The organism is Candidatus Thiodiazotropha sp. LNASS1 (assembly GCF_964212655.1).
GTDB lineage: Bacteria > Pseudomonadota > Gammaproteobacteria > Chromatiales > Chromatiaceae > Thiodiazotropha.
This window is the reverse complement of the sequence record NZ_OZ156465.1, coordinates 4,737,503-4,746,093: the sequence shown is the minus strand read 5'-3', so window position 1 is coordinate 4,746,093 and position 8,591 is coordinate 4,737,503. Positions and strand designations below refer to the sequence as shown.

Sequence of the window (8,591 nt, the reverse complement as noted above, 5' to 3'; positions counted from 1 at the left end):
CCATCGAACTCCATGGTTCGATACCTGAGCATCTCAGACGAGACATGGGCAACAGAATATTTGGCTGCGACGACTGTATGCAGGTCTGCCCATGGAACCGTTTCGCACAACTTACCCATGAGATCGATTTCCTCCCCCGCGCCTCCCTCGACAGCGCCACCCTTGTCGCACTCTTCAATTGGGACGAGGCCACTTTCCTGCAGCGTACCGAAGGATCTGCTATCCGGCGCTTAGGCCATACCCGCTGGTTAAGAAATATCGCCGTTGCCCTGGGCAACGCCCCCACAAATACAGGGGTTGTGACTGCCCTGCAAGAGCGCCTCGAAGACAGCTCGCCACTGGTACGTGAACACATTGTATGGGCCTTGAAACAACATCGAAAAAGCAATCCGGGTTATCAATGAAATAGATCGCAGATGTCAGGGCAGACGCAGGAAATGGTCCCGGTAGTAGCACAATTCATTGATGGAATCCTTGATGTCATCCAATGCGAGATGTTTTCCCGCTTTCGAGAATCCCTCGCTCAGTGACGGCGCCCATCTATTCATCAGCTCCTTCAGGGTACTGACGTCCAGATTCCGGTAGTGAAAAAAGGCCTCAAGCTTCGGCATCGTCCGTGCCAGGAAACGCCGATCCTGACATATGCTGTTGCCACACATGGGCGAGGCGCCACTGGGCAGGTAATACTGCAAAAATTCCAGGGTTTCAGCCTCTGCCCGCGCCTCATCATAGTCACTCTTCTGGACACGCTCAATCAGCCCGGAGGCACCATGTTGACGTTGATTCCACTCATCCATCGCATCCAGCCTTCGTTGTGACTGGTGTATTGCGATCATGGGCCCCTCAGCCAGGATGTTTAGTCGTGCATCGGTGACAATCGTCGCGATCTCGATAATCTCGTCATTTTGGGGATCGAGACCAGTCATTTCCAAATCTATCCATATCAGGTTGGAGGCATCAACAGGCATCTTGTTATCCTTTTTCATTATCAGCCGCCAGATTCTAGCAGGAAGCTGCCACTCTCTGTATTCTAGGCCCTGAAAAACTGTGAGCATTTTTCAACTGAAATGATCTAATAGAACATTCGTACACCTCCGACTGAGTTAACAATCTGGACCGATGCCGATATTTACCCAACTATTCCTCACATTTCTCGCGATTGGCACCTTGCTTCAACTCTGGTTGCTGTTACGGCACCTTGGGCACGTCTCTCGACATCGTAACCAGGTACCCGGGGAATTCAGTGATAGAGTGACACTCAACGAGCATCAGAAGGCAGCGGACTACACCCTGGCCAAAGGTCGCCTTACGATCCTTGAAGCCGTAGTGGGTGTCGCACTGCTGCTCATATGGACCCTGGGGGGAGGACTCGATCTGCTCGATCACTTGTGGCGCGGCCTTGCCTGGGCAGAGATCACCATCGGCATGCTTTTCATCTTTTCCTTCTTCCTCATCAACAACCTGCTGGAAATGCCATTCGACCTCTATCGGACATTCCGCCTGGAAACAGCCTTCGGTTTCAACCGCACCACCCCGCAGCAATATCTCAAGGACCGGTTGCTCGGCCTCATGCTCTCCATCCTGCTGGGAGGGCCCCTGCTCTGGATCGTCCTGCAACTCATGCAAGGTGCCGGTCAATACTGGTGGCTTGCCGCATGGATCGCCTGGATGGGCTTCACGCTGACCTTAAGCTGGGCTTACCCAAAGTTTATCGCCCCGTTGTTCAATCGATTTACCCCATTGGATGATGGCGATATGCGGAACCGTATCCAGTCCCTATTGCAGCGATGCGGATTTACCAGCGACGGCATCTTTGTCATGGACGGCTCAAAACGTTCTAATCACGGCAATGCCTATTTCACCGGTTTCGGTAAAAGCAAGCGCATTGTCTTTTTCGACACCCTGCTGGATGCATTGACAATTGATGAGATGGAAGCGGTCCTGGCCCACGAGCTTGGCCATTTCCGCTACAAACATATCCTGAAACAGATGTTGCTGATGGGTCTCCTCTCTCTGCTCGGATTGGCCCTGCTGGGCTGGCTCTCTCAACAGCCATGGTTCTATAACGGCCTGGGGATCAGCCAACCCTCCAATGCAGCCGCCCTGCTGCTGTTTATGCTGGCGATTCCGGTTTTCACCGTCTTTTTTACGCCCCTGGGGAGTTACCTGTCCCGTCGTTACGAGTTTCAGGCCGACAACTATGCCGTCAGGCAGACGAATGGAGAATTTCTTGTGCAGGCATTGGTCAAACTCTACCAGGACAATGCGAGCACCTTGACACCGGATCCGCTCTATTCGCTGTTTCATGACAGCCACCCACCGGCGCCCGTGCGTATTGCCAATATCCGGAATCGATAGACCTGTATTTATATCTATGTCAGCCATATTTTCACACTCCCCCATACAGATAGCGAGCGCCGATGACTGGAAGAGAGGCGAATACCAGTCGTTTGCGGAACAACAGAAACCACTGGTCAATGGAGATAGCAAATGATCAAAACCGTGATACCCGCAATGATGCTGACACTCGCATCAACAACCTCACAGGCGGCCGACCCCGCAATGGGAAAGCAGTTGAACGAAGAGCACTGCATCAGGTGTCACGGCAGTGAAGTCTATACGCGGGAAAACCGGCGTGTTACCTCCCTGCCGGGGTTACACAAACAGGTACGCTTTTGTGAACAGAATCTTGGCCTGACCTGGTTTGATGATCAGGTCGATAGTACCGCGACATATCTCAATTTGGAGTTCTACAAGTTCGGCATCAAACCCTGAGGCATTCGATGGCCAAACGTCGCCTGACCAAACAACAGAAAACACGCATTCAGGCAATACAGGAGAAACGTCGCAAACGACTCGATTCAAAGGCCAGGCAATCACTTTCAGAGGCTGGGGACAATCCGGCTCTGGAGGGACGCGTTATCATCCGCCACGGTGCAACCCTGGGTGTCATGGACGCACAGGGCAAGCTGTTTCGCTGTCAGACACGACAACATATCGGCCACCCAGTCTGTGGTGATTGGGTCATTTGGCAACAGGTGGATGAAACCACTGGTGTGGTGACAGCGCTGCAACCTCGAAGCAGTGTCCTCAGCCGCCCAGACTACAGCGGCAGATACAAACCATTGGCGGCCAATATCACCCAACTGGTGATAGTGCTTGCACCCAAGCCGGAACCCAGTGGCTACCTTCTGGACCAGTATCTGGTGACTGCCGAAACCATCGGTATCCCACCCTTGATCGCTATCAACAAGATCGACCTGCTGGGAGGGGGACTGGAACATGAATTCATGCGGCGCTTTGAACCATATAAGTCGATCGGATATACGGTTATCGGGGTAAGCGCCAAACGTGAACATGGATTGGATCTTCTGATCGATAATCTGAAGGATGAGACAAGTATCATGCTGGGACAGTCAGGTGTGGGTAAGTCATCGCTGGTCAATGCACTGCTGCCATCGATGAAGGTGGAAACAGGACGTCTCTCCAATGCGACCGGCCTGGGTAGACATACCACCTCGGCGGCAACCTGTTATACCCTTCCCCAGGGTGGCGAACTGATCGATTCACCGGGTGTACGCAGCTTTCGCCTTACCGATCTTTCCCGGCAGGAACTGGAACAGGGGTTTATCGAATTCCGGCCGTTTCTCGGTCATTGCCGGTTTCATAATTGCAGTCACGACCATGAACCGGGTTGTGCCATTCAGGCGGCCATGGAGAGTGCCGAGATTACACCCCATCGCTTGGATAATTTCCTCAGGTTAAGCCAGGTAGCAGACCATTGAACGATTAGAACACCGACCCTCTTTCTGAATGGTTGGAAGGTCTTCATCCTCCGGGGAGATAAACCTGCACAGCCGCGCCACCCAGCTGTTCGGCCACACCTATTTCGATCCGACCCCCATACGCGGCAACAATATCGGCAGCGACCGAGAGTCCGATTCCCTGGCCGGGCAGCTGCTGGTCGGCACGATGTCCTCGCTGTAATACCGATTTCACCTGATCTTCAGGTATACCCTTTCCATTGTCCTCCACGCTTAGATGGAGATCCTTCCCTGTTACCGCCCTGATCCGGACATGGCCATGACCGTATTTGCAGGCGTTTTCCATCAGGTTCCCCAGAAGCTCCATAAGATCGCCCTCATCGCCGCGGAAAAGGACCCCCTCTGCAACATCAAGATCCCAGGTTATTCTCTGTTCCCGATAGACCTTTTCCAGGGAGCCCGCGATACGTTCCACTACCGGTTTGACGGACAGGTTTTGGGTCAGCACACTGCTCCCTGAGGCTGCTGCCCGTTGCAGCTGATGGCTGACGATCTGGTTCATGCGCTCGACCTGTTCGCGCAGCGTATTTTTAATTGCCAGCTGATTGTCACCCTCATTCTCAGCGACACCCTGCAAAACCGCCAGGGGTGTCTTGAGGCTATGGGCAAGGTCACCGAGACTGTCTCGATAACGCTGTTGACGGGCCTGGGCATGGCGAATCAGGGAATTGATATTCGAGGTCAGACGATTCAGCTCCTTCGGATAGACTCCCTTCAGTTGATCCTCGCGACCCGACTCAATCTCGGTCAGCGCGTGTGCCACTTCCCGCAACGGATGCAATCCCCAGCGCAACACCCAGCCCTGTACCAGCAACAGCAGCAGCGCAGCGCCGCCAAGCCAGAGAAAAAGGGTGTCGCGGAATGCGGCAATCTGTTCCTGCAACGGTTTCAAGTCCTCTGCCACCGCCAGGACATATTGCAGTTCACGGCCTTGGAAATCCTCCCAAACCACACCGAAGCTCAATCCCATGGTTGCGGCGCCGTCGAGCTTGAATCGTTCGAATTTCGACTCACCCGGCTGCATTTCGCGTACAAAGCCAAGCTTGTGTCCCACAGAAGAGGGTGATATCCAGAGGTAGCTCTCCTGCTTGCCGCTAACCTGGGCATAAAGTCCCGATTCCGGTCGGTTGAAACGGGGATCGGTCAATACCCGAGGCATCCTGAGTCGTCCCGCTTCATCCTCCTCTGCCGCCGCCAAAAGTGCATAGACACTGCTGTACAGGCGTGCCTGTAGCGCCTCTTCACTGGCCGAACGGAATGCCTTGTCCAGGGCCAGTCCCGTCAATCCAAGAAAGGCGCTCAATACCAGACTGGCAGCCAGCAACAGGCGTTGATGTATGGAGAAGGTACGAACTTGTCCCATCCAGGCCGTTTTGCTCCCCTAGTGGTAACAGTGGAAAGGATCAGCGTTCGAGGGCAAAGCGGTAACCTCGACCACGGAGCGTTTCTATCGGTTTGTAGCGCTCATCCGGATCGAGCTTTTTTCGCAGGCGGCGTACGAACACCTCGATGGTATTACTGTCGCGATCCCAATCCTGGTCGTAGATGTGCTCAGTAAGATCGGTCTTGGAGATTACCTTTCCGGCATGCAGCATCATGTACTCGAGCACCTTGTATTCATAGGCTGTCAATTCCACCGGATCGCCATGCAGGGTGACCGACTGGGTACGGGTATCGAGTTCCACCGGACCACCCGAAAGCACCGGTTGTGACCAACCGCCAGTACGTCGCAACAGTGCATTAAGACGGGCCAGCAGTTCTTCCACGTGGAATGGTTTGACCAGATAGTCATCGGCGCCCGCCTCCAGCCCCTCGACCTTGTCCTGCCAGTTGCCGCGGGCGGTCAGAATCAGAATCGGAAAGTGCTTGTCCAGCTTACGCAGCTCCCTGATCAACTCTATCCCTGACAACTTTGGCAATCCGATATCGACGATACCCACGTCGATGCCATACTCCCTGCCGAGAAACAGTCCGGCGGCACCATCCTCGGCACTATCTACGGTATAACCCTGCTTGCGCAGTTTATCCGCCAATGGCTCGCGAATATCCGCTTCATCCTCTACTAATAGCACACGCATCTGCAGATCCGATACCTGGACTTATCGTCAGGTCAGTTGAAAATTGCTGAAAACGGCCTGTTCCGCGATTCATGATCAGTTGTTGAACGCACCAATCAACGGCGACCTTTGTGGTGACGACGACCGCCTTCGGCATTGATCCGCAATCTACGCACCTTGCCTTCCTTGGTAAGGATACGGACGTTGTGAACCCGCTTGCCATCACGTTCCCGCGTCTCGGCGGAGATCACTCGACCTCCCAGACGCTGTTTGGCCTGCTCCACCGCTTGATCCAGGCTCATATCGCCTTTGGCATAGAGGCTGGATATCAGCAGCAGTGCGCACAACAGCATTTTGGATATAAATCGAGTTCTATTCGTCATCGTCTTGGATTTGTGTAGTGTTAGCTCTAATCATCACCCACTGGTCTGACAGTTACCGCAACCGGAATCCTTTTTCCGGGATGATTATTGGTACGGGTAGTGAATTCACGCCCCTTATACCGATATGTTACATCATAGCCGACCAATTGTTCCTCGTAGCGGGTGTGGTGTGTGACTTCACAACGGCGTTCCACCGATGTGGTGTGGTGCCCGCCCCGGTGCTGCTGACTGAGATCGTGACCGATGGCACCACCGAGCAGAGTGCCCGCCAGGGTGGCGGCATCTCTGCCTCGACCACGGCCTCGACTGATCTTGTTCGCTACCACGCCACCGATAATACCGCCCAATACCGTGCCGGTGTAACGGCGTCCATCCGGATGATAGCGGTCGACCTCCTGATCCCAACACTCTCTCTCGGGATACGAAACCTCTACATTGCGGTAGATCGGCTCAACATCGATAACCTTGGCGGTATCGTGAAAGTAGTCGCGCTGACCGGCAGCGGCTGTCATCGATGCAATCATGAGTGCTGTACCAATTGTCAATGCCTCTGTCTTCATCTCTTCTCTCCTGCTCTCTAAGCTTTAATCCTGACTTGTAAGTCACTCTCTCGATATGGTTAAAGCTTACGAGGTTGAAACTGAACCACGCCTGAACCGGAAGAGAAGAAGATATCTCCATGTTTTTCAACAGATTAAATACGCCTGAAATTGTTTCTGTGGAGAGCGATCGTGTGCCGCTCAGCGATCCCTGTACCACACCAGAATTCGGTTATTCACAGGCATCTCCACATCCTCGGAGAAGATCAGATGATTTGAAGCGGCGAGTTCATCGAGCATTTCGAAATCCCGAATACCACTCAAGGGATCCCTTGATTTCAGCCACTGATCAAACCTTTGATTGCTTTCGCTGGTATACCCTCCCTGATAATTGAATGGGCCATAGAGTGCAAAACAGCCTCCTCGTTTCAGTACCTGCCCGACTCCCTGAAACATCAGTTCGACTTCAGGCCATGACATGATGTGGGTGGTATTGGCACTGAAGATCGCATCATACTCCCCGGCAGGCCATGCACGACTCACATCCAGCCCGAGCGGATTGCGAACATTGGGCAGAGCGGCCTCCCGCAACCAGGCATGGATCCCCGGATGATTCTCCTCCATGTCACTGGTCTGCCAGGTTAGGTGGGGCATGGCGGCGGCGAAGTGGACCGCATGCTGACCGGTACCGCTGCCGATCTCAAGGACGGTCTGAACATCACGGAACAGGCGTAGAAGCACTTCCAGGATGGGCGCTTTATTCTCATCACAGGCTTCTGAGTAGGGTTTCATGGTGTGGTTACACTAGGGCCTGTCAACAGGCCCTAACCATTCCCTCGGCTTGAGATAACGATCATAGAGTAGCGCCTCCGCACTGCCCGGTTCCGGCTGCCAGTTGTATTGCCAGCGCACCAGGGGCGGCAGTGACATAAGTATCGATTCTGTACGCCCCCCTGACTGCAGACCGAACAGTGTGCCCCGATCGTAAACAAGATTGAACTCCACGTATCGGCCGCGGCGATAGAGCTGAAAATTGCGCTCCCGCTCGCCATACTCGGTATCGCGGCGTCGTTTTACGATCGGCATGTAGGCCAGAAGATAGTGATCACCCACGCTCTGCATGAAATCGAAGCACGTTTCAAATCCCCACTCATTGAGATCATCAAAGAAGAGGCCGCCGATGCCGCGTGGCTCCTGGCGGTGTTTGAGATAGAAATAGTCATCGCACCAGGCCTTGTATTTGGCGTACACATCGTCACCAAAGGGCCGGCAGGCCAGGTTGGCCATTTTGTGCCAATGCCGGCAATCCTCGTCATTACCGTAGTAAGGCGTGAGATCGAATCCGCCGCCAAACCACCATACCGGCACCTGATCCGCTTTTTCTGCGATAAAAAAACGGATATTGGCATGCGATGTGGGTACATAGGGATTGTTGGGATGAATGACCAGGGATACACCCATGGCTTCGAAGGCACGTCCCGCCAGTTCCGGTCGATGTGCGGTCGCCGAGCCGGGCAACTGATCACCGGTGACATGGGAAAAATTGACTCCAGCCTGTTCGAATACTTCACCCTCCTGGAGGACCGCGCTGATACCACCCCCTCCCAGGTGCGCGCCGGGCTCACGCTGCCAGCTATCCTGGAAAAAGCGTGCTTTGCCATCCTCCTCTTCCAACGCACAGCAAATCGTCTGTTGCAGCTGTAGCAGGTACTCTTTGACCTGTTGCTTATCGGGTTGATCCATATCCGTCCTGACTCTTCGATTAATTAAATATTCGAGTGATTGGCT

Annotated in this window: 11 protein-coding genes; 4 read left to right on the top strand and 7 right to left on the bottom strand. The window is 53.9% G+C overall.

Annotated features, from left to right (window positions below; genetic code table 11):
• Window positions 1-404: 4Fe-4S double cluster binding domain-containing protein (locus AB8516_RS21200; RefSeq protein WP_369163201.1), on the top strand; the 404-nt coding region annotated here is incomplete at its 5' end.
• A 15-nt stretch (window positions 405-419) separates the two neighbouring features.
• Here the strand turns inward: AB8516_RS21200 and orn are convergent.
• On the bottom strand, window positions 420-968 hold the full coding sequence (orn, locus tag AB8516_RS21195; protein WP_369163346.1) for an oligoribonuclease: 549 nt from the start codon (window positions 966-968) through the stop codon (window positions 420-422).
• 151 nt (window positions 969-1,119) lie between these two features.
• Between orn and AB8516_RS21190 the strand changes: the two genes are divergently transcribed.
• The 3 genes from AB8516_RS21190 (at window position 1,120) to rsgA (ending at window position 3,785) form a co-directional block, all read left to right on the top strand.
• On the top strand, window positions 1,120-2,358 hold the full coding sequence (locus tag AB8516_RS21190; RefSeq protein WP_369163200.1) for a M48 family metallopeptidase: 1,239 nt from the start codon (window positions 1,120-1,122) through the stop codon (window positions 2,356-2,358).
• Window positions 2,359-2,490: 132 nt separating this feature from the next.
• Window positions 2,491-2,775 carry a cytochrome c gene (locus AB8516_RS21185; RefSeq protein WP_369163198.1) on the top strand — a complete coding sequence of 95 codons (285 nt, stop codon included), beginning with the start codon at window positions 2,491-2,493 and terminating at the stop codon, window positions 2,773-2,775.
• 8 nt (window positions 2,776-2,783) lie between these two features.
• Window positions 2,784-3,785 (top strand): small ribosomal subunit biogenesis GTPase RsgA, encoded by a 1,002-nt coding sequence (gene rsgA / locus AB8516_RS21180; RefSeq protein WP_369163197.1) that lies wholly within the window; start codon window positions 2,784-2,786, stop codon window positions 3,783-3,785.
• 43 nt (window positions 3,786-3,828) lie between these two features.
• On the opposite strand, the gene AB8516_RS21175 is transcribed toward rsgA, so the two are convergent.
• From AB8516_RS21175 to hemF, 6 genes are all read right to left on the bottom strand, one after another.
• Entirely contained in the window at window positions 3,829-5,187 is a 1,359-nt protein-coding gene (locus AB8516_RS21175; protein ID WP_369163196.1) for an ATP-binding protein, read from the bottom strand.
• Window positions 5,188-5,227: 40 nt separating this feature from the next.
• The gene (locus AB8516_RS21170; protein ID WP_108292374.1) at window positions 5,228-5,902 is read right to left on the bottom strand and encodes a response regulator transcription factor; all 675 of its coding nucleotides are present in this window, start codon (window positions 5,900-5,902) and stop codon (window positions 5,228-5,230) included.
• A 95-nt stretch (window positions 5,903-5,997) separates the two neighbouring features.
• A complete protein-coding gene (locus AB8516_RS21165; protein ID WP_369163195.1) occupies window positions 5,998-6,264 on the bottom strand; it encodes a PepSY domain-containing protein in 267 nt (88 codons plus the stop codon).
• Between the two features lie 26 nt (window positions 6,265-6,290).
• Window positions 6,291-6,824, bottom strand: a complete 534-nt coding sequence (locus tag AB8516_RS21160; RefSeq protein WP_369163194.1) for a glycine zipper 2TM domain-containing protein — start codon at window positions 6,822-6,824, stop codon at window positions 6,291-6,293.
• A gap of 180 nt (window positions 6,825-7,004) precedes the next feature.
• On the bottom strand, window positions 7,005-7,595 hold the full coding sequence (locus AB8516_RS21155) for a DUF938 domain-containing protein (RefSeq protein ID WP_369163192.1): 591 nt from the start codon (window positions 7,593-7,595) through the stop codon (window positions 7,005-7,007).
• 12 nt (window positions 7,596-7,607) lie between these two features.
• Window positions 7,608-8,546 (bottom strand): oxygen-dependent coproporphyrinogen oxidase, encoded by a 939-nt coding sequence (gene hemF / locus AB8516_RS21150; protein WP_369163190.1) that lies wholly within the window; start codon window positions 8,544-8,546, stop codon window positions 7,608-7,610.
• Window positions 8,547-8,591 lie beyond the last annotated feature (45 nt).

Bases quoted from the DNA above. Each gene is read 5' to 3' on its own strand.
- AB8516_RS21160 (WP_369163194.1), bottom strand. From the start codon at position 6,824: ATGAAGACAGAGGCATTGACAATTGGTACAGCACTCATGATTGCATCG.
- hemF (WP_369163190.1), bottom strand. From the start codon at position 8,546: ATGGATCAACCCGATAAGCAACAGGTCAAAGAGTACCTGCTACAGCTG.
- AB8516_RS21165 (WP_369163195.1), bottom strand. From the start codon at position 6,264: ATGACGAATAGAACTCGATTTATATCCAAAATGCTGTTGTGCGCACTG.
- orn (WP_369163346.1), bottom strand. From the start codon at position 968: ATGCCTGTTGATGCCTCCAACCTGATATGGATAGATTTGGAAATGACT.
- rsgA (WP_369163197.1), top strand. From the start codon at position 2,784: ATGGCCAAACGTCGCCTGACCAAACAACAGAAAACACGCATTCAGGCA.
- AB8516_RS21170 (WP_108292374.1), bottom strand. From the start codon at position 5,902: ATGCGTGTGCTATTAGTAGAGGATGAAGCGGATATTCGCGAGCCATTG.
- AB8516_RS21190 (WP_369163200.1), top strand. From the start codon at position 1,120: ATGCCGATATTTACCCAACTATTCCTCACATTTCTCGCGATTGGCACC.
- AB8516_RS21185 (WP_369163198.1), top strand. From the start codon at position 2,491: ATGATCAAAACCGTGATACCCGCAATGATGCTGACACTCGCATCAACA.
- AB8516_RS21175 (WP_369163196.1), bottom strand. From the start codon at position 5,187: ATGGGACAAGTTCGTACCTTCTCCATACATCAACGCCTGTTGCTGGCT.
- AB8516_RS21155 (WP_369163192.1), bottom strand. From the start codon at position 7,595: ATGAAACCCTACTCAGAAGCCTGTGATGAGAATAAAGCGCCCATCCTG.